The 229-nt window shown below is 65.1% G+C and carries 1 protein-coding gene; it reads left to right on the forward strand.

Annotated elements, in window-relative coordinates:
* Nucleotides 1-211, forward strand: a 211-nt coding sequence (locus SB658_RS28215; protein ID WP_410603917.1) for a P-II family nitrogen regulator, incomplete at its 5' end; no start/stop codon positions are given.
* Nucleotides 212-229 lie beyond the last annotated feature (18 nt).

A 229-nucleotide genomic window follows, 5' to 3' on the forward strand; every position in this document is an offset into this window, starting at 1 on the left:
GATCGTCGATGAGGCCGCCGACAACGACCTCATCGAGGACGATGATCGCGAACTGATCCACTCGGTGTTCGACTTCACGGACCAGATCGTGCGCGCGATCGAGGAGGCGGCGCGAACCGGCGCCATCGGAGACGGCAAGATCTGGGTCACCGACGTGCTGCAGGTGATCCGGGTCCGCACCGGCGAGAAGGGCCCAGAAGCCGTGCAGTAACTCCCCGTCGATCTCGCG

The sequence above is a fragment of the Bacillus sp. SIMBA_008 genome (genome assembly GCF_046535495.1).
Classification (GTDB): Bacteria; Bacillota; Bacilli; order Bacillales; family Bacillaceae; genus Bacillus; species Bacillus subtilis.